The sequence below is a fragment of the Nocardiopsis halophila DSM 44494 genome (genome assembly GCF_000341245.1).
Taxonomy (GTDB): domain Bacteria; phylum Actinomycetota; class Actinomycetes; order Streptosporangiales; family Streptosporangiaceae; genus Nocardiopsis_A; species Nocardiopsis_A halophila.
Genome location: NZ_ANAD01000157.1, coordinates 1 through 18,863, shown reverse-complemented (window position 1 = coordinate 18,863; position 18,863 = coordinate 1). Strand labels below are relative to the sequence as shown.

The window sequence follows — 18,863 nt, the reverse complement described above, 5'->3', positions numbered from 1 at the left end:
CGATCGTCAGCGCGCGGCCGGCGGGGGCGGTACGGCGGGGGGAGGTCCGGCAGGGGGCGGCGGGGGACCGTAGCCGGCGGGCGGACCATAGTGCGGCCCGCCGGGCGGTCCCGGAGGCCCGGGCGGCACCGGGCCCGTGGGCGCGGACGCCCGGGCGCGCGGTGCGCGGGTGGCGGCCAGCACCAGCAGCAGGATCCCCAGCGCCCATGTGCCGTTGCCGAGCAGCGCGTTGAGGACCGAGCCGGCGGTCGCCATCCACATCGGACCGGCGATGAACTCCTTGTACAGGATGAACGTGTGCAGGGGCGTCCAGACGGCGTAAACGAGGAGCAGCACCATCCCGGTGACGGCCATGCCGCGCCGGTGCGGGCTGATCCTGCCCAGAAGGACCAGGCCGGCGACCGCCAGCAGGGCGGCGGTGACCGGCGGGGCCGTCGATAGCGCCATGGACAACGTTCCTCCAGTGGGCCGGGGCGGATGGACCGGGGCGGGCGGCCGCCATCGGGCCGGTCCCCGGGCGGCGGGGGACAAAGGTACAGCAGGCCCCGGGGCCGGGGGACGGGCGGAGACGGCGGGGCCGTTCCCGGCCCGGTTCGCGCCGGGGTGCAATCGACGGGGTGATTCCACAAGGGGAATCCGGGGGACCTGTCGCGCGGATGGCCGCATAGCGCCACTTTTCGATTCGGCCGCGCCGTGATTCTCCGCATCTCCGGGGAAAGACCACTGGCCCGTCCCCTCGATGCGAGAGGATCCCCCCATGGAACGCCTCTGGGATGCCGACCCGTCCGCAGGGTTCCGCCGAAGGCTGGGCAAGACCGCCGCGGAGCTGGACAAGAGCCGCCTGGACGACGACTGCCCGGAGATCTGGGAACTCGACAACGGCGACATCGCGGTGGTCGGCAGGGACGCCACCGATCGCTATGCGGACCGGCTTCCCAGCGGGGTCACGGTCGGCCCGGACGAGCGGCTGGTCGTCATTCCGGGGATCATGCTGCGAGCGGCGAAGCCGGACATCCCCAATGCCTGAATCGCCCACGGCCGACTCGCGGGTCTTCGACGAGGTGCGCGCCTCCGAAGGCAGGCTTCTCGACCGCGCGGCCTACCACGCCGACGCCAAGGCGCTGCGGGAGTCACCGGAGCTCACCGGCGACGTATGGAAGCTCGAACGGTCGCAGCGCTTCGACGAATCGGGGGACGAGGCCTGGGAGGCCTACCTCGCCGGGGACATGGGGCGCGCCATCGCTATATTCGAGGGCGAGCGGGAGCGGCTCCGGGAACAGGTCGCGCGCTATCGCGCCCTGGGCCTGCGGATGCGCAGGCTGCGGGTGGCGGAGGCGCCTCCGAGCCCCTACCTGCGATGGGAGATGCACAGTCACCGGGTATTCGTCGAGAGCGGCTATGACATCGCCGTATTGGACGCCGAACAGATCCGCTCCTGGGAACGCGGGCGGCCCCTGCCCGAGACCATGGTCTACGGAGGCCGGGTGGTCTACCAGGTGCTCTACGACCGGGAGTGGGCACCGGCCGGTGCCAAGCGGATCGACGACGCCGCCCTGGCCGTCCGGGTCGCCGCGGCGATCGCCGGGCTCTACGAGCGGGCCGAGCCGTTCATGGACTTCTACCGGCGCGAGATCGCCGCTGAGGGTGCGGGGCGACCGTGGGGCCGTGAAGGCCTTCCCGCTCGCAGTGGTGATCCTCTCGCTCGCCGCCTTGGCCCTGGTGCTGGCCTCACCTCTCGCGTTGAGGGGGTTCGGCGGCGGTGACGGGGAGTGGGAGCGGCTGAGCCTCATCGGCCAGACCTACGGGGCGGTGTCCGCGCTGATCGCGGTCCTCGCCCTGGTGGGGGTGGCCGTGACGCTGGTCTTCCAGGCGCGCGAGACCCGGCGGGCCGTCGAGGAGGGGCGGCGCCAGGCGATGGCCGAGCTGCTGCGGATGGCCATGGACGACCCCGATCTGGACGCGTGCTGGGGGCCCGTGCCCGAGGGCGAGGACCGCACGGAGCGCAGGCAGCAGCTCTACACCAACATGATCGTCACCCAGTGGGGCACGGCGTTCCGGGCCGGAGCGATGCCCGAGGCGCGGCTGCGGGCCGCGGCCGAGGAGATGTTCCGCGGCCCGGTCGGTCGCGCCTACTGGGCGCGGGCACGCGGGCGGCGGCTCTCCGCGCCTGCGCGCCGGGCGGACCGGCGCTTCAACCGGATCCTCGAAGAGGCGTACCTGGCGGCGACCCCGGTCGTGCACCAGGCACGCTTGTCCGAGGGCACCGGCGCACCCGCAGCCGGTGCAGGGGACGGGCGCCGGCGCTCCCTGCTCCTCGTCGCGGCGTTCGGGACGGGGGCGGCCGTCGGAGCCGCCGCGGCCGCCGGCGCCGTGGCCCGTCGGCTCGCCCGTCCGGCGCGGCGCGCCCCCGGCGGGCGGCTCCGCCGTGCCAGGGGGCGGTGGAGCCGGGTCCGCAGGAGGTAGGAGAGCAGCAGAGCAGGACCCATCGGCCCCGTGGCGGGAAAGGTGGCGGGAAAACCCATTGACCGCCCCGCGGTCGGATGGTGAAGAATCCCCGAATGCCTCAGATGTTCGACAGCACCGACAAGGACCCCCGGGTCGCCCCTCCCCGGCTCGGCGGGGAGGGGCAGGTCCTCGCCGGGTACCTCCGCCACCAGCGGCAGACCTTGGAGCTGAAGTGCTCCGGGCTCGCCCCCGAGGACCTGGCACGCAGAGCGGTCGACCCTTCGACTCTGTCCCTGCTCGGCCTCCTCCGGCACATGGCCGACGTCGAGCGCGACTGGTTCCGCGTCGTCATGGCAGGCACCGGGGCCCCTCCGTACTACTGGACGGAGGAGGACCCGGACGGCGATTTCAACGGGGCGCAGGCCGCCGAGGCGGTCGTCCGGGACGCCTGGAACCACTGGCGTGAGGAGGTCGCCTTCGCGGAACGCTTGGTCGAGGACGCCTCCGGCCTCGGCGTGACGGGAACGGACCCGGAGCGGGGAGAGGTGTCCCTCCGGTGGGTCCTGGTGCACATGATCGAGGAGTACGCACGGCACAACGGCCATGCCGACCTCCTCCGCGAGCGCATCGACGGAACGGTCGGCGGCTAGGCGCGGGGCAGGGTAAGGCAAGGGAGTGCTCTAAGGACCCTGTCGGACCCGCGGCCGATGCCCGCGAGCCGTTCCCCGAGAAGCGTCGCCCTGGGTTCGGCCTGGGGCGGCGGGGCGCCGGAGTCCCCCACACCAGCGGACGCCGTCCCCCTGAGGAGCGGGGCAGGCTCCTGGCGCTGCTGGGCGCTTTGGAGGGCGAGGGGCGGCCCGCGCCCACGGCGGGCCCGGGCTGAAGTGCGCACGACGTCGCAGTGCACCTCGTACCTCGTGTACGACTTCGTCCGCCGGCTCTCGGGGAACCGCGACGACCACCTTGGACCGCGCTTCAGGCGGGACGAGAAGGCGGCGGGCTTCGTCGGCCGCGGGAACGGGAGCCCGTGGCGGCCGTTCGCTGAGCGAGGCTCAGGGCGCCCAAGGGACGGCCGGGGCTCAGCTGTGGGCGTCGACCGCTACCAGCCAGGTGTCGTCGGTCAGTTCGTCGATGTAGGCGTTGGCCATGGCACGGTAGCCGGCGGCCGCTGAGCGGACGTCCGGGGTGCTTCCGATCCAGCCGCCGAAGGGCTCGTCGATCCACTCGCCGTCGAGCGTCAGCAGCGACGCGCCCGTCACGGCGCGGGACCTGCGGTCTTCGATATAGCCCTCCTTGGAGGCGCCCGGTGCGTCCAGTGCGTAGTCCATGACTCGGCCCAGGCCGGTCCTGGCCAGGGCCTCCACGAGGGGCTGGCTCTTGTAGTCGGCCTCGGCCCGCTGTCTGCCGTAGTCGGGCGAGACCAGGCGGGCGAAGGAGGACCAGCCCAGGGCCGGCGGGAGCGACGCAGCCCGCTCCTGGAAGATGTCCCACTCCAGTTCGGCCTCGCGTGCCGCGCTCTCCCGCATCGATCCCAGGGCGAGCAGGCCCTTGCGCCCGCCGTCGGCCCGCGCCCCCTTCTCGGAGGTGTGCGGCTGCAGCAGGCCCGAGCCCCTCTCGACCCCCGGAAGGACGTGGAAGTACCCCTTCCAGCGTCCCCCGGTCTGCCAGCGGTCCCATTCGCCTCGGGGGTTGAACGTCGAGGCGAAGTAGGGCCGCCCCACCCCGTCGAACAGGATCGGCGGCTCCCCGTCGGCCGGCGCGAGGTCCCGGTTGTAGGCCTCGGCCACGTCCTGCCAGGTGAGATCCTCGTCAGGGACCGCGAAGCCGAAGCGCGCGCGCAGGTACTTGACCGCCCAGAAGTCCGCGGGCCGCGACTGGAACTCGGTGTAGTCCGGGTACGGGGCGACCTCCAGTTCCTGGTCGAAGGGGGCCATGGCCTCCTTGAGCGCCGGATAGTCGCACCCGGCGGCGCCGTCGCCGCGGGGCCCCTCGGCCAGCGCGACGATCACGCAGCTGTGCACCATGGGAACCTGCCTGTCCGGAGGGTCCTGGAGGTCCCGGCGCGCACCGGGCCCGTGTGCGATGGTGCCACGTCCGGGCGGCGACGGGGTGTCACTGGAAGCGCACGTCCACGCGGGTGACCCGCCAGCCCAGGTGGCGCAGGGCGGATTCGCGGACCGCCCGCCGCAGTTCGTCGGCGAGGCGCGGCGCGGGCACCTCTCCGGTGAAGCGGGCGGTCAGGTCCACGGCGACCCCGTCGGGGCCGGTGGTGAACCGGCAGCGGCCCACGGCGGCGCCCGGGACCGTGTCGCATGCGGCCCTGAGGAGGGCGGCCACCGCCTCCCTGCGCATCCGCGTCCACCCGCGCCCCCCGGCGTCCAAGGTGACGAACCCGCCGGAGCGGACCTCCGCGCGCACGGTGCGCATCACCTGGTCGACGAGGTCCGGCGGGGCCGCCACGGTCTCCTGGTCCGCCTCGTCCTGCGCGGCCGAGAGCACCCGGAACTCCTCGGCCGCGGCACGGCAGTGCGGGCACGTGCGCTCGTGCCCGCTCGGCCGTCCGGCGCGGAGGCGGCGCAGGAGGGTGTCGACGGACTCCCCGCACGGCAGGAGGTCCGGGTCGTCCGGGTCGTTCACCGCCATGGTTCGAGCGCCTCCACGAGACGGGTGCGCGCGCGGTGGATGCGCCCGCGCACGGCTGTCGGGGTCGCGTCGACCACCTCGGCTATCTCCTCGTATCCCAATCCTTCCATCTCCCTGAGGATCCAGCAGATGCGCTGGGGAGGCGGCAGCCCCGCCAGGGCCTGGTCGAGCGCTTGGCGCAGCCCGCTCCCGATGGCGTGTCCGGCCGGTCCGGGGGAGCGGTCCGGGACGTCCGCCTCCTCGGGCAGCGGCCCGCTCGCGGCGCGGGCGCGCACGGTGTTGAGCGCGCGCCGGGCGGCGATCCGGTAGAGCCAGGGGCGGAAGCGGTCGGCGTCCTCGAGGTCGGGGAGCCGGCGCCATGCGGTCACGAGCGCCTCTTGGGCGGCGTCGGCCGCCTCGTCGTGGTCGGCGAGCGTGCGCAGGGCGATGCGGAAGACGGCGTCCTTGTGGCGCAGGACGAGGGCCTCGAATGCGGCCGTATCGCCGTCCTGGGCGCGTTCGGCCAGCACCCCGTCGGGTGGGTCCGGACGACCCGCCACGCTCCGCCCCCTTCCGGTTCCGCTCCCCGGCGCGGTGCCGGGGCCACGTTGCAGAGGGGAGTGGTGACGCAACGTTACCCCTTATGACCTGGGAATGTGCGGTTGTGTCGAATGTGGGACACGTCACATACTGGGGAGCGTGAGCGGAACCGGAGGAGAGGTGTCTCAGATGTGACGGGCGCCGCGGGCGAGCGTGCGGCCCGCTGACCGGTGAGGGGGGCCTGGTCGGCCTGGGCCCGCCGCCTCGGCGCCCGTCCTAAGGCGCTCGCACCGAGAGGGGACCATATGACCGCGTTGCAGGGAGAGGCGGCGGCCCCCGGCCGCACGGGATCGGGCTGGCGGCGCAGGTCCTCCGAAGGCCTGCGCAGGGCGCGGGTCCCGGCGCGGGCGGCGGTGCCGCTCGCGGCCGCCGCGGCGGTGGCGGCCGGTGCGGCCGCGCTCGTGTCGGCGGCCGAGGTCATCACCGTCCTGGCCGACGTCCACGTCTTCATCCCGGTCTACGGGATGGCCGACCACGGGGGCGCCCGGTGGGACGATCCCGGCCTGCGCGCCGCATCGGCGGTGCTGCTGCTGATCGGCGGCGGGACCGTCGTTGCCGCCGGGGCCTGGGCGCTGCGCGGCGGGACGGACGCGCGGACGCGTCTGCACGCGGGCGACGGAGGCGATCCGCTCCCGGGGGTGCGCAAGGCCATCGAGGAGTCGGCCGTGACGGTGTCCGGCGTGGACGGGGTCCGGGTGCGCTTCGGCGCCAGGAGCGTGGTGGTGCGCGTCGCCGTCTCCTCGGTGAGGAAGGAGTCCCGGCGCCGGGCGGTGGAGGGCGCGGTCCGGGCCCGGCTCGATTCCCTCTCCCTGGGCGAGGAGTTCACCGTCCGGGCGCTGGTGGACGCGCAGGACGAACCTGAATGAGGCGCCACACGGCGTCGGCGGCCGCCTCCGGCGCCGGTGCCGTCCCCGGGTCGGCGGTGACGTGGGCGATGGTCCCCACCAGGGCCCCGGCCAGGAACGACGCGTGCAACGCGGCCGGGACCTCCTCTGACCCCCGGGGCCGTTCACCCCTGTCGAAGCGCGCGGCGAGCTCGTCTCCCAGTCTGGCCCGGAGCGTCGAGGTGCAGCCCGGACTCCCCTCAGGACCGAGCATGCGGCCGTACGGGGGCGAGGCCGAACCCCACATGCGGGACTGACGGCGGCGATGGACGCCGAGTACGCCTCATCGCGTCTGAAAGGCGTCTGAGCGGCCTCCGCTCAGACCTCGTCCTGGGGGACCGACGCATAGGCCTCGCGGAGGCGGGCGAGCAGGGCCGTGGGCTCGGGGAATGTGCGGTCGCCGATCCTCGACACCGGGCGTACGCCGACGGCGGCATTGGTGATGAAGGCGCCCTCCATCGCCGGGACCGATGCCACCGGGACGGGGGCGGTGCGGTGGGGGTGCGCCGCCTCCTCGGCCCGGGCGAGCAGGCGCATCGTCGTCCCCTCCAGGACCTCGCCCTGCGGCCACAGCACCTCGCCGTCCCGGACGAAGCCGATGTTCCACGTCGCCCCCTCGGTGACACGGCCGTTCCGGTCGGCGAAGAGCACGTCGTCGAAGCCGCCGAGCTGGGCCGCGCGGCGCTGGCGGAGGACGCCGGCCAGCGAGGTGGTCTTCACCGCGGCCGGGTCGCGCTCGTGCTCGCGGACCTCCAGTGACAGCGGCGGTGCCGGGACCGGCGGGGCCGGCCGCGTGGACACCAGCAGCCGCGGCCGGGCCGGGCGCGCCGGCAGGCCGAGCTCCAGCCCCGGGTCGAACACGGTCACGCGCACGACGACGGGACCGTCCGCGTCCGCGGCCGCCTGGCGGACCCGGGAGCGGACCTCCCCCGGGTCGAGAGAGGCGCCCATCATCGCCGCGCAGTCCGTCCTCAGGCGGTCGAGGTGCAGGGCGAGTCCGCGGACCCGGCCCCCGTGCACCCGCAACGTGGTGAAGTGCCCGTAGCCGTAGAGCGCGAGGGCTTCCAGCTCATCCGCAGTGACCGGCCGGCCGTCCAGCAGCATCATGGGGAGCATCCTCGCACCCCGGGCCGCTGAGGCTCAGGAGGAGAGGAGCTCCACGGCCTCGGCGGCGGTGAGCCGCCCGGCGGTGGTCATGTCCAGGTTGGCCAGGGACACCTCGTGCACGGCCGGGTCGTCGGCGGCGACGCAGTCGGCCACCACGTGCACCGTGAAACCGAGGTCGGTGGCGCCGCGCGCGGTCTGCTCGACCGTCAGGTTGGTCGCCACCCCGGTGATCAGCAGGGTGTCGATGTCCCGCGCGCGCAGGCGGTCGGGCAGGTCGGTGGCGGCCAGGCCGGACAGCCGCTGGTTGTCCGAGAGCTCGTCGTGGTCGCCGAGCACGGACATCTCCGGAATCAGGGCGGCCCCGGGTGAGTCCGGGCGGAACGACTTCTGGGCGTCGGCGACGGCGTTCATGAAGTCGGTGTTGCGCACCAGGGCGCCTTCGCCCTCGGGAACGGTGAAGCGGGTGAAGATGATGGGGACGCCGGCCGCGCGCGCGTCGTCGTGGAACCGCACCGCGCGCTCGACGACTCCGGAGACGCGGACCGGTTCGGCGAGCAACCCGCCGAAGAAGCCCTCGGGCTTGATGACGTTCACCTGCCAGTGGAGGGCCAGCACGGCGGTGCGGTCCGGGGCGAGCCGGGTTCTCTCCGTCGTTCTCTCCGTCATGCCTTGGATCCTGTCACGGAGGGGGTTCCGCCTAGTGCTCGACCGCGTACCCCGGGATGGAGGGCCAGCGCACCGTCATGACCACCGACTCCTCCTCGGCCACCCACGAGTGGTCGGTCCCCGGGCCCCACAGGACGTAGTCGCCCTGCTCGTGCAGGACCACGTCCCCCGTGGGGAACTTCAGCCTGAAGCGGCCGCTGATCAGGACCAGCAGAGCGGTGCGCTTCTCACCGACGGCCCACTCGGCCCGCTCGTCGCCCGGAGGGTGGGTCCCCCACTTGATCTCCACGTCGGTGCTGTGCCGCGGGTCGCCCTCCGGCTTGAAGTGCCCGAGGAGCCAGCCGCGGTCCATGGGCGCGTCCGCGCCCGCGTTGCCCACGTGGACGCCGTCGGGTGCGGCGTCCCCGCAGCCCCTGTCAGAAGCGTTGTCGGTCACGGGGGACGAGGGTAGCCGTCCGCCGCCTGTGGACGGCGCACGGCCGCCGCCCCGCCCGTCGCACCGGGACGGCATGATGGGGGCGGGAGGCGAGTGCGAGGAGGGTGACCTGTGGGCGGTGCGGACCGGGCGCAGGGCGGCCAGGGCTTCCGGTACGCCGAGCTCGAAGGGGTCCTCGAACGCATCACCTACGCCAACGAGGAGACCGGCTACACCGTCGCCAAGGTCGACACCGGGCGCGGGTCCGACGACCTGACCACGGTGGTGGGCGCGCTGCTCGGCGCCCAGGTGGGCGAGTCGCTGCGGATGCGCGGACGCTGGGGCTCCCACCCCCAGTACGGGCGGCAGTTCACCGTGGAGGACTACACCACCGTGCTGCCCGCCACCGTCCAGGGTGTGCGGCGCTACCTGGGGTCGGGGCTGATCAAGGGGATCGGCCCCCGCCTGGCCGAGAAGATCGTCGACCATTTCGGGGCCGGCGCCCTCGACGTCATCGAGGAGGCCCCCGAGCGGCTGATCGAGGTGCCCAAGCTGGGCCCCAAGCGCACCCGGCGCATCACCGAGGCCTGGGAGGAGCAGAAGGCCATCAAGGAGGTGATGGTCTTCCTGCAGGGCATCGAGATCTCCACCTCCCTGGCGGTGCGCATCTACAAGAAGTACGGCGACGCCTCCATCGGCGTGGTGCGCGGCGAGCCCTACCGGCTGGCCACCGACGTGTGGGGGATCGGCTTCAAGACCGCCGACACCATCGCGCGGGCGGTGGGCATCCCGCACGACAGCCCCGAGCGGATCAAGGCCGGGATCCAGTTCACCCTGTCGGAGTCCACGTCGGAGGGCCACTGCTACCTGCCCGAGGAGCGGCTGATCGCCGACGCGGTCACGATCCTCCAGGTCGATTCCGGGCTGGTGATCGAGGCCCTGGCCGCGCTCGCCGAGGAGGAGGGGGTGGCCACCGAGAAGCTGCCCGGCCCCGACGGCGCGACCGTCACCGCCGTCTACCTGGTGCCCTTCCAGCGGGCCGAGGCCTCGCTCGCGGCGCGGATGCGGGCACTGCTGGAGGACCCGGCCGACCGCCTGCCCGCCTTCGCCGGCGTCGACTGGGACCGGGCCCTGGAGTGGCTGCGCCGGCGCACCGGTGCCGACCTGGCGCCCGAGCAGCAGGAGGCGGTCCGCCTCGCGCTGACCCGCAAGGCCGCCGTGCTCACCGGCGGCCCCGGGTGCGGCAAGTCCTTCACGGTCGCCTCGGTGATCACCCTGGCCGCGGCCAAGGGTGCGAAGATCGTGCTGGCCGCCCCCACCGGCCGGGCCGCCAAGCGGATGACCGAGCTGACCGGGCACGAGGCCTCCACGGTGCACCGGCTGCTGGAGCTCAAGCCCGGCGGGGACGCCGCCTACGACCGCGACCGCCCGCTCGACTGCGACCTGCTGGTGGTCGACGAGGCCTCCATGCTCGACCTGCTGCTGGCCAACAAGCTGGTCAAGGCGGTGCCGCCCGGCGCGCACCTGCTGCTGGTGGGCGACGTCGACCAGCTGCCCTCGGTCGGCGCCGGGCAGGTGCTGCGCGACCTGCTCGACGAGGGGTCGCCGGTGCCGGCCGTGCGGCTGAACCGGGTGTTCCGCCAGGCGCAGAAGTCGGGCGTGGTGACCAACGCCCACCGGGTCAACGCGGGCGAGCCGCCGCTGCTGCAGGGGATGGACGACTTCTTCCTGTTCCCCTGCGAGGACACCGAGCAGACCGCGGAGCTGACCGTGGACGTGGTCGCCAACAGGATCCCGCGCCGGTTCGGGCTGGACCCGCACAGGGACGTGCAGGTGCTCGCCCCGGTGCACCGCGGCCCGGCCGGCGCGGGCAACCTCAACACGCTGCTGCAGCGTGCGCTGACCCCGCCGCGCGAGGGGGCCGCGGAGCGGCGGCTGGGCGGCCGGGTCTTCCGGGTGGGGGACAAGGTCACCCAGGTTCGCAACAATTACGAGAAAGGGGCCAACGGGGTCTTCAACGGGACGATGGGCGTGGTCGCCGGGATCGACCCCGACGAGCAGCGGCTGACCGTGCGCACCGACGAGGACGAGGACATCGGCTACGACTTCGCCGAGCTGGACGAGCTGGCGCACGCCTATGCGGTGACCGTGCACCGGTCGCAGGGGAGCGAGTACCCGGCGGTGGTGGTGCCGGTGACCACCAGCGCCTGGATGATGCTCCAGCGCAACCTGCTCTACACCGCCATCACCCGGGCCAAGCGGCTGGTGGTGCTGGTGGGGTCGCGGCGCGCGGTGGCCCGGGCGGTGCGCTCGGCGGCGGCGGGACGGCGGTACACCGGACTGGCCCACCGGCTCCAGGGGGGCAATTTCGTCGGGTAATGGCATATTCGCCGGATAATGGCATCGATGTTCGGTTTGAAGTTCGCGGAATGTCGGGGCCCCGGCAAATTCCGGGAAATTTCGTCCTTGTCGGCGGCAGAACCGAGCGGTAGTTTTCCCTACGGTGGAGCCGGTGGCCCGGCGGGCAGGATCCCCTCTCCCGACCCGTCGCACTCCTCCACCCCGGGGCCGTGCCCGAACCCCCTCCCGGGCGCGGTCCCGCCCGCGTTTTCCGCGTTTCGCCCCCAAGGCGGCCCATGGCTGAATAGGCTCCCCTTATGAGGCCGAAACCGGCGGTGCGGACGCGCGCACGACCCCTCTGGCGCGCATCCCGGCCGCGTTGCGGTCTCGTACCATTCGGGGCGTGCCCGCAGCGCCGACTCTCCTCCTCGCCCAGGCGAGGGGCCGAGGCAACGCCGACCCCAATGGACGCTGACGCTCTTTCCACTCCCCCCGGAGAGCGTCGGCCCCCTCGGGCGCCGGCACGCGCCGGCGCCCGAGGGCTTAGGGCCACGCCTCAGGGCCCGCCGCCCGCGGCCCCCGGTTCGGGGTCCCTGGTCCGGTGCAGGAGCACCTTTCCGCAGGTCACCGCGAGCCCCGAGGCCTCGCCGCCGAAGGAGAAGTCCAGCCGCAGGGAGTCCTCGTCGTGCTCGGACTGCACGTCGCCCACCTCGGCCCCGCCCCAGGGGGCGGCCTCCTCGTCGAAGAAGCTGAAGTCGGTGACCCCCTCCAGGACGAGGGTGTAGGTGACGGCGGGGATCGTGCCCGCGGGCGAGCGCAGGGAGAGCGTGACGCTGTGGCCGGGAACGTCCACCCAGGTCCCGTCGAGCGAGCACCCCTTGAGAGCGTTGAGAGCCGACATGCGCACTCCTCCGTCGCGTCGCCGTCGCACCGGGGTCCGTGCCGAACAAGGTGCCCCGATCGCTGCGATCCCACACGACCCCGTCCGGTTCCGGGCAATGCCGTCCGTGTCGCCCCTGTCGGTCGTTTCGGTCGTCCGGAGCCGCCGCGCGCCGCCGCGCCTGGAGTAGCGTTGTCGACCGTGACTCGGACTCAGGGCGGCGGCCCCGCCGCGATCCAGATCGTCGTCGGCGCCGCGATCATCCGCGGCGGCGAGCTGCTCGCCGCCCAGCGCGCGGACCCGCCGCAGCTGCGCGGCCGCTGGGAGCTGCCCGGCGGCAAGGTGGACCCCGGCGAGGCCGACACCGAGGCGCTGGTCCGCGAGTGCCGCGAGGAGCTCGGCGTGGAGATCGCGCTCGGCGCGCGGCTGGGCGGCGACGTGGCGATGCCGGTGCGCCCGGGCGCGGTGGGGGCGGTGCTGCGGGTGTGGGCGGCCCGGGTCGTGGAGGGCGAACCGCGCCCGCTGGAGCACATGGCGCTGCGCTGGCTCGGTCCCGAGGCGCTCGACGAGGTGGACTGGCTGCCGGCCGACGTTCCCTTCCTGGACGCCGTCCGCCCGCTCCTGCAGAGCGACGGCCAAAGGGGCGGCAACAGGGACGGCGCCGCCCCGACCCGCTGACCCCCTCGCGGGGCCGCGGTCCGGGACGGCGCCGCCCGCCGTCGCCGCGCGGCCCTCAGGCCTCGCCCTCCACGGCCGCGGACAGGTCCTCGGCGACGTCGTCCATCACCCACGGGATGCTGAGGGGGTTGGGCGAGGAGATGGCCATCGAGGCCGCCCGGTCGGTGTATCCGATGAAGCCGCCGTTCTTCACGGCCTCCACCTCGCCGAAGACGGCGCTGTCCTCCAGGCTCTTCTGCTCCTCCTCGGAGTTGAACCACATGACCAGCACGTCGGCGTCGATGTCCTCGGCGTTCTCCTGGCTCATCGTGCCGTAGAAGGCGTTCTCCTCGGCCTCGACGTCCTCCAGGAACGGCGCCGGGGTCAGGCCCATCTGCTCCAGCAGGGCGTTGCGCGGGTCGCCGTTGATGTAGAAGCCCAGCTCCCCGCTCTCGGGCATCAGCGTGCCCGCGGCGAAGGTGGCGTCGGTGAACTCGGGGTGCTCCTCGACCAGGCCGTCCAGGTACTCCTCGGTGTCGGCGACGGCCTTCTCGGCCTCGTCCGTCCGGCCGACGGCCTCGCCGATGGTGCGCACCTCGTCCTGCCACGGCGTCATCCACGGCTGGTCGAGGTAGGCGATGGTGGGGGCGACCCCGGAGAGCTGCTCGTACTCGTTCTCCTCCATCCCGGACTGCACGCCCAGGATGAGGTCGGGCTCCAGGGCGGCGATCTCCTCGACCGGCAGGCCGTCGTCGGTGTTGATCAGCTCGGGCTTCTCGCCGCCCAGCTCCTCGATCTTCTCCAGGTCCCAGGGCAGGTAGCCCTCCTCGTCGCCGGCGTAGGTCGAGGCGGCCATGCCGACCGGGACGATGCCCAGCTCCAGCAGGGCGGCCTCGTCGGACCAGCCGACGGTGACGATGCGCTCGGGCTCGGAGGTGATCTCGGTGGAGCCGTGGGCGTGCTCGACGGTGACCGGGCTCCAGTCGCCGCCGCCCTCGGCCTCCGGCTCGGCGGAGCCGGAGGTGCAGGCGGTGGCGGCGAGCGCGACGGCCGCGCACAGGGCGGCGGCCCGGGCGGTCGGGCCGGTGCGGCGGGACAGGGTGACGGACATGGAGGATCCCTGGTGGTTCTCGGGCGCGGCCCTGGGGGGCGGGCCGCCGCGGACGGGACGGGCCGGGTGCGGCCCGCAGTGGTTAGGCGCGCCTATCCTAAGTCCGAAATGTGGGGGCTTGTCCAGTGGGGGTGGTGGAGAGCACCCCGTCGACCTGGTCGTTTCCCGTGGTAACCGGCGCAAGCGCCTAAACTGGTCGTGGCCGCGGGTGTCGCGGTTGTACCCAGTGAATGAGAACGAGACCTTTTCGCATGTCCACCGCCACTCCCGCTGAGGGCTCCGCACGCCGCACCGATCTCCGCAACGTCGCCATCGTCGCCCACGTCGACCACGGCAAGACCACCCTGGTCGACGCCATGCTCTGGCAGTCCGGGGCGTTCCGCTCCAACCAGGACGTCGACGAGCGCGTCATGGACTCCAATGACCTGGAGCGCGAGAAGGGCATCACCATCCTCGCGAAGAACACGGCCGTGCACTACACCTCGCCCGAAGGCGAGGACGTGGTCATCAACATCATCGACACGCCCGGCCACGCCGACTTCGGAGGCGAGGTCGAGCGCGGACTGTCGATGGTCGACGGCGTCGTGCTGCTGGTCGACGCGAGCGAGGGGCCGCTGCCCCAGACCCGCTTCGTCCTGCGCAAGGCCCTGGAGGCCAAGCTCCCGGTCATCCTGTGCATCAACAAGGTGGACCGGCCCGACAGCCGCATCGCCGAGGTCGTCGACGACGTCTACGAGCTCTTCATGGACCTGGGGGCCGACGAGTCCCAGATCGAGTTCCCGATCGTCTACGCCTGCGCCCGCGACGGCAAGGCCTCGTTCGAGCGCCCCGAGAACGGGGGTGTGCCCGACAACGGCGACCTCACCCCGTTCTTCCGCACCCTGCTGGACACCGTCCCGGCGCCGGAGTACAGCCCCGGCGCCCCGCTGCAGGCGCACGTCACCAACCTGGACGCCTCGCCGTTCCTGGGCCGCCTGGCGCTGTGCCGGGTGCGCCAGGGCGAGATCCGCAAGGGCCAGCAGGTGGCCTGGATCCGCGGCGACGGCTCCGTCCAGCAGGTCAAGATCACCGAGCTGCTGATGACCGAGGCGCTGGAGCGCAAGCCGGCCGACCAGGCGGGCCCCGGCGACATCATCGCCATCGCCGGCATCCCCGACATCATGATCGGCGAGACGCTGGCCGACCCCGAGGACCCGCGGCCGCTGCCGCTGATCACCGTGGACGAGCCGGCCATCTCGATGACCATCGGCACCAACACCTCGCCGCTGGTCGGCAAGGTCAAGGGCGCCAAGGTCACCGCGCGCCTGGTCAAGGAGCGCCTCGACCGCGAGCTGATCGGCAACGTCAGCCTGCGGGTGCTGCCCACCGAGCGCCCCGACGCCTGGGAGGTGCAGGGCCGCGGCGAGCTGGCGCTGGCGATCCTGGTGGAGCAGATGCGCCGGGAGGGCTACGAGCTCACCGTCGGCAAGCCGCAGGTGGTCACCCGGGAGGTCGACGGCAAGCTGCACGAGCCGGTCGAGCGCCTGACCGTGGACGCGCCCGAGGACTACATGGGCGCCATCACCCAGCTGCTCAACGTGCGCAAGGGCCGCATGGAGCAGATGACCAACCACGGCACCGGCTGGGTGCGCATGGACTGGCTGGTCCCTTCGCGCGCGCTCATCGGCTTCCGCACCGAGTTCCTCACCGAGACCCGCGGCACCGGCATCGCCCACCACGTGTTCGAGGGCTTCGAGCCCTGGGCGGGCGACCTGCGCACCCGGGCCAACGGGTCGATGGTGGCCGACCGGGCAGGGCAGGCCGTCGCCTTCGCGATGTTCAACCTGCAGGAACGCGGCGTGCTGTTCGTCGAGCCGGGCACCGAGGTGTACGAGGGCATGATCGTCGGCGAGAACTCGCGCATGGACGACATGGACGTCAACATCACCAAGGAGAAGAAGCTCACCAACATGCGCTCGGCCACCGGTGATGAGCTGGTGCGCCTGGTCCCGCCGCGGAAGCTGTCCCTGGAGCAGGCGCTGGAGTTCTGCCGCGAGGACGAGTGCGTGGAGGTCACCCCCGAGGCCGTGCGCATCCGCAAGGTGGTGCTCGACCACAAGGAGCGCGGGCGCATGGCGGCGCACAAGAAGCGCGGCTAGCACCACCCCGCCACNCCCGCCCCCGGGGGGCCCGCCGTGTGCGGCGCCCTTCCTCCTGGCCGGGAGTCGCGGGCGGGGCCCAAGGGAGCCGGGCTGCGCGCGGTCGGTTCCCGCGGCGGTCGGACGTCGCGGGGTCGGGCCTTGCGGAGTCGGGCCTTGCGCGGTTGAGCCTCCCGGGGTGAGGCCTCCCGGGGTCAGGCCTCGCGCGGGACCAGGCGGAACACCCGCGGCTCGCGTCCGGAGCGGGCGGCGTAGGACTCGTAGGGCCACATCGCGTTGAGCCGCTTCCAGGCCTCGTCCCTCTCCGCGCCGGTCAGCAGGACCGCCCGGACCGGGAAGTCGGTGCCCTTGTAGTTGGCCACCGCCTCCGGGGCCGCCAGCAGGTTCCCGGTCCAAGCGGGGTGCTTCTCGCGGCCGAAGTTGCTGCCGACCACCAGGAAGCTGCGCGGGGTCCGCTCCCGTTCCGGCAGGCAGGCCACGGGCGCGCTGCGGGGCTCACCGCTGCGCCGGCCGGTGGTGGTCAGCATCAGGCTCGGCACCGCCCAGCGCGCGACTTGGACCCGGCCGCCGGTGAGGCGGTGCAGCAGGCGGTCCAGGCGCGGCAGGACGGGCGGGGCGAGACGGGCGAAGAGCGGTGCGGCGGCGGCCCTGCGGGCCAGGCGCAACAGGAGGGGCGGGGGCGCGGGGCCGCCGGGGCGGCGCGGCGATGGGGACACGGGCGGGCTCCCTCCGGCAGGGGGCGTGCGCGGCATCCAACCTAGCGCCCGCTTGCTGGCAGGGGAAGGGACCCGCGCGGCGCCGGACGGCGCGTTTGCGCGGCTCCGCACGGTGCGGGTGGGCGGTACCGGACGGCCCGTCCGCATACCGGGCGGGGCGGGTGGGGACCGGATGGCGCCTCTGCGCGGCTCCGCACGGTGCGGGTGGGCAGTGGGCGGTACGTCTGCGCGGCTCCAGGCGGGGCGGGTACGCGGCGCCGGACGGCGCGTCCGCGCGACACCGGACGGTGGGGGTGGGCCCGCGTAGGCTGGCCCCTTCCGGCCGATCGCCCGCGTCCTCCGAGGAGGGACCGCCATGATCGACACCGCCTCCGTCCACGCCGGGGCCGCCTACGCCCAGGCCCGGATCCACGGCATCGGAGCCGCCCCGCCCGACACCCCCACCCCCTGCGCCGACTGGCCCCTGCGCAGCCTCGTCGACCACCTGGTGGCCGTGGTGGACCGCACCGCGCGCGGGCTGTCCGGGGAGAAGGTCGCCGGCCTGGAGACCGACCCCGCGCTCGCCCCGTCCGCCCCCTGGCCCGCCGGCGACGCCTTCGCCGAGGCCGCGGAGCGGCTCCGGCGGGCCGCCGCGGACCCCGCCGCCTGGAACGCGGTCGTCGACGCCCCCTTCCCGGGGACGTCCGGCGACGTGGCACTGTCCCTGGCGCTCACGGACATGCTCGTGCACGGCTGGGACATCGCCCGGGCGACAGGGCAGAGCGAGGATATGCCCGAGGACGTGGCCGGGCAGGTCCTGGAGTTCTCCCGCCTCGCCCTGCCCGACGACGCGCGGGCCGGATTCTTCGACCCGGAAGTCCAGGTTGGGCCAGAGGCCACGAATACCCGGCAACTCGTGGCATTCCTCGGCCGCCGACCCTAGCCTGAGGGGGCAGGGCCCCTGTGCAGCCGGGCGCGCGCGGGCCGCCGAGCAGGTCCGGAGGAAGCAGTTCATGGCACAACCGCACGCCGTCGTGGTCGGGGGCGGCATCGGCGGCCTGGCCGCCGCCGTCGCACTCGCCCGAACGGGGTGCGCGGTGACCGTGTACGAGAAGGCACCGGTGCTCGACCCGGTCGCCGCCGGCCTGGCGCTGGCACCCAACGCCCTGCGCGCCCTGGACGCCCTGGACCTGGGCGAGGAGGTGCGCAAGCGGTCCGCGCCGCACGGGATCGCTGCGATCCGCCGCCGGGACGGACGGTGGCTGCTGCGCACCGGCCCGCACGAGACTCAGGTGCGCTTCGGCGACGCGGTCTCGGTGCTGCGCTATGCGGACCTGGTGGACGCGCTGCTGCAGCGGCTCCCGGCCGGAACCTTGCGCACCGGCTCGGCGGTGACGGCGGTCGAGCCGGGCACCACCCGCCAGCCGGCCCGGGTGGCCACCGAGACCGGGGACGTCGCCGCCGACCTGGTGGTGCTCGCCGACGGGGCGCGCTCGGCGCTGCGCGGCGAGCTCTTCCTGGAGCACCCGGGAGCGGTCTACGCCGGCTTCACCTGCTGGCGCGCGGTGGTGCCCTGGCGCCCGGAGGACCCGCTGGACTTCGGCGAGACGTGGGGGCGGGGCGGGACCGCCGGGGTGCTCCCGCTCAGCGGCGACGAGGTGTACTGCTACGTCACCGGGAACGTGCCCGCCGGCGGGAGGGCGACAGACGAGCGCGCCGAGGCGGTGGCCCGNGCGGGAGCCGCTGGCGGACCTGTTCGCCGCGGCCCGCCCCGAGGCGGTGGTGCGCAGCGACGTCTGGCACGTGGACACCCCGCTGCCCGCGTACCACAAGGGCCGGGTGGCCCTGCTGGGGGACACCGCGCACGCGATGACGCCCAATCTGGCCCAGGGCGCCTGTCAGGCGATCGAGGACGCGGTGGTGCTGGCCCACCACGCCAGCGGTTCGATGGCGTACGTGCCGACGGCGGTGCAGTCCTACACCGCCTCGCGGCGGTCCCGGACAGCCGCCCTGGTGCAGCGCTCGGCCCAGCTGGCGGAGGCGGTGCAGAACGAATCGCCGGTGCTGACCGGGCTGCGGGACACCGCTGCGGGCCTGGTGGGCAAGGTGGCCCCGTGGCAGTTGGCCCGCTACACCCGCCCCGTCGACGACTGGCGCCCACCCGGAGATCCCCGCCCGGCCCGCCGCTGAGAGGCGACGGGACGGCCGGTGCCCCGCTCGCGGCTGCTTGCCGGGCGGTGGGTCGGCGGAGGGCCAGGGGGAGGCGGCGACGACGAAGGCAGGGCGGTTCCCCGGTGCCGCCG

Annotated in this window: 20 protein-coding genes and 1 pseudogene; 11 read left to right on the top strand and 10 right to left on the bottom strand. The window is 73.8% G+C overall.

What is annotated here, in order from left to right:
- Positions 1 to 6 precede the first annotated feature (6 nt).
- Positions 7 to 447, bottom strand: coding sequence for a hypothetical protein (locus tag D450_RS33715; RefSeq protein WP_026128629.1), 441 nt, complete (start codon positions 445 to 447; stop codon positions 7 to 9).
- A 310-nt stretch (positions 448 to 757) separates the two neighbouring features.
- Between D450_RS33715 and D450_RS0118270 the strand changes: the two genes are divergently transcribed.
- From D450_RS0118270 to D450_RS0118255, 4 genes are all read left to right on the top strand, one after another.
- Positions 758 to 1,027 carry a hypothetical protein gene (locus tag D450_RS0118270; RefSeq protein WP_017540101.1) on the top strand — a complete coding sequence of 90 codons (270 nt, stop codon included), beginning with the start codon at positions 758 to 760 and terminating at the stop codon, positions 1,025 to 1,027.
- A complete protein-coding gene (locus D450_RS0118265; RefSeq protein ID WP_017540100.1) occupies positions 1,020 to 1,763 on the top strand; it encodes a DUF6879 family protein in 744 nt (247 codons plus the stop codon). The genes D450_RS0118270 and D450_RS0118265 overlap by 8 nt, the downstream gene beginning before the upstream one ends.
- The gene (locus D450_RS0118260) at positions 1,690 to 2,463 is read left to right on the top strand and encodes a DUF6082 family protein (RefSeq protein WP_241483202.1); all 774 of its coding nucleotides are present in this window, start codon (positions 1,690 to 1,692) and stop codon (positions 2,461 to 2,463) included. Before D450_RS0118265 ends, D450_RS0118260 begins: the two co-directional genes overlap by 74 nt.
- A gap of 104 nt (positions 2,464 to 2,567) precedes the next feature.
- A complete protein-coding gene (locus tag D450_RS0118255) occupies positions 2,568 to 3,095 on the top strand; it encodes a DinB family protein (protein ID WP_017540098.1) in 528 nt (175 codons plus the stop codon).
- 429 nt (positions 3,096 to 3,524) lie between these two features.
- Here D450_RS0118255 and D450_RS0118250 read toward each other — a convergent pair whose 3' ends face one another.
- The 3 genes from D450_RS0118250 to D450_RS0118240 all read right to left on the bottom strand — a co-directional run bounded on the left by D450_RS0118250 (position 3,525) and on the right by D450_RS0118240 (position 5,597).
- Positions 3,525 to 4,469: a hypothetical protein gene (locus D450_RS0118250; protein ID WP_017540097.1), complete on the bottom strand. Its 945-nt coding sequence runs from the start codon at positions 4,467 to 4,469 to the stop codon at positions 3,525 to 3,527.
- A gap of 88 nt (positions 4,470 to 4,557) precedes the next feature.
- A complete protein-coding gene (locus D450_RS0118245; RefSeq protein WP_017540096.1) occupies positions 4,558 to 5,088 on the bottom strand; it encodes an Asp23/Gls24 family envelope stress response protein in 531 nt (176 codons plus the stop codon).
- A complete protein-coding gene (locus D450_RS0118240; protein WP_017540095.1) occupies positions 5,079 to 5,597 on the bottom strand; it encodes an RNA polymerase sigma factor in 519 nt (172 codons plus the stop codon). Before D450_RS0118240 ends, D450_RS0118245 begins: the two co-directional genes overlap by 10 nt.
- A 315-nt stretch (positions 5,598 to 5,912) precedes the next feature.
- Between D450_RS0118240 and D450_RS0118235 the strand changes: the two genes are divergently transcribed.
- On the top strand, positions 5,913 to 6,533 hold the full coding sequence (locus tag D450_RS0118235; RefSeq protein WP_017540094.1) for a hypothetical protein: 621 nt from the start codon (positions 5,913 to 5,915) through the stop codon (positions 6,531 to 6,533).
- Positions 6,534 to 6,869: 336 nt separating this feature from the next.
- Here D450_RS0118235 and D450_RS0118230 read toward each other — a convergent pair whose 3' ends face one another.
- The 3 genes from D450_RS0118230 to D450_RS0118220 are packed head-to-tail and all read right to left on the bottom strand — an operon-like array spanning position 6,870 to position 8,760.
- Entirely contained in the window at positions 6,870 to 7,658 is a 789-nt protein-coding gene (locus D450_RS0118230; protein WP_017540093.1) for an aminotransferase class IV, read from the bottom strand.
- Between the two features lie 33 nt (positions 7,659 to 7,691).
- Positions 7,692 to 8,324, bottom strand: coding sequence for a cysteine hydrolase (locus tag D450_RS0118225; protein WP_017540092.1), 633 nt, complete (start codon positions 8,322 to 8,324; stop codon positions 7,692 to 7,694).
- Between the two features lie 31 nt (positions 8,325 to 8,355).
- Complete coding sequence (locus tag D450_RS0118220) at positions 8,356 to 8,760, bottom strand: cupin domain-containing protein (RefSeq protein ID WP_017540091.1); 405 nt, start codon at positions 8,758 to 8,760, stop codon at positions 8,356 to 8,358.
- Between the two features lie 111 nt (positions 8,761 to 8,871).
- Between D450_RS0118220 and recD2 the strand changes: the two genes are divergently transcribed.
- A complete protein-coding gene (gene recD2 / locus D450_RS0118215) occupies positions 8,872 to 11,118 on the top strand; it encodes an SF1B family DNA helicase RecD2 (RefSeq protein ID WP_017540090.1) in 2,247 nt (748 codons plus the stop codon).
- 517 nt (positions 11,119 to 11,635) lie between these two features.
- Here recD2 and D450_RS0118210 read toward each other — a convergent pair.
- Entirely contained in the window at positions 11,636 to 11,980 is a 345-nt protein-coding gene (locus D450_RS0118210) for a hypothetical protein (RefSeq protein ID WP_017540089.1), read from the bottom strand.
- Positions 11,981 to 12,151: 171 nt separating this feature from the next.
- Here D450_RS0118210 and D450_RS30535 point away from each other — a divergent pair, with 171 nt between their 5' ends.
- A complete protein-coding gene (locus D450_RS30535; protein ID WP_026128627.1) occupies positions 12,152 to 12,637 on the top strand; it encodes a (deoxy)nucleoside triphosphate pyrophosphohydrolase in 486 nt (161 codons plus the stop codon).
- 55 nt (positions 12,638 to 12,692) lie between these two features.
- Here the strand turns inward: D450_RS30535 and D450_RS0118200 are convergent, their stop codons facing one another.
- Positions 12,693 to 13,727 (bottom strand): iron-siderophore ABC transporter substrate-binding protein, encoded by a 1,035-nt coding sequence (locus D450_RS0118200; protein ID WP_017540087.1) that lies wholly within the window; start codon positions 13,725 to 13,727, stop codon positions 12,693 to 12,695.
- Positions 13,728 to 13,978: 251 nt separating this feature from the next.
- On the opposite strand from D450_RS0118200, the gene typA reads away from it, so the two are divergent.
- Complete coding sequence (gene typA / locus D450_RS0118195; protein ID WP_017540086.1) at positions 13,979 to 15,865, top strand: translational GTPase TypA; 1,887 nt, start codon at positions 13,979 to 13,981, stop codon at positions 15,863 to 15,865.
- Between the two features lie 194 nt (positions 15,866 to 16,059).
- Here typA and D450_RS0118190 read toward each other — a convergent pair whose 3' ends face one another.
- Positions 16,060 to 16,581: a nitroreductase family deazaflavin-dependent oxidoreductase gene (locus D450_RS0118190; RefSeq protein WP_017540085.1), complete on the bottom strand. Its 522-nt coding sequence runs from the start codon at positions 16,579 to 16,581 to the stop codon at positions 16,060 to 16,062.
- Between the two features lie 355 nt (positions 16,582 to 16,936).
- Here D450_RS0118190 and D450_RS0118185 point away from each other — a divergent pair, with 355 nt between their 5' ends.
- From D450_RS0118185 to D450_RS35230, 3 genes and pseudogenes are all read left to right on the top strand, one after another.
- Positions 16,937 to 17,503: a TIGR03086 family metal-binding protein gene (locus D450_RS0118185; RefSeq protein ID WP_017540084.1), complete on the top strand. Its 567-nt coding sequence runs from the start codon at positions 16,937 to 16,939 to the stop codon at positions 17,501 to 17,503.
- Positions 17,504 to 17,573: 70 nt separating this feature from the next.
- Positions 17,574 to 18,032: pseudogene (locus D450_RS35235) on the top strand (FAD-dependent oxidoreductase); the annotation flags it as partial.
- A 310-nt stretch (positions 18,033 to 18,342) separates the two neighbouring features.
- The gene (locus tag D450_RS35230; RefSeq protein WP_275041898.1) at positions 18,343 to 18,750 is read left to right on the top strand and encodes an FAD-dependent monooxygenase; all 408 of its coding nucleotides are present in this window, start codon (positions 18,343 to 18,345) and stop codon (positions 18,748 to 18,750) included.
- Positions 18,751 to 18,863 lie beyond the last annotated feature (113 nt).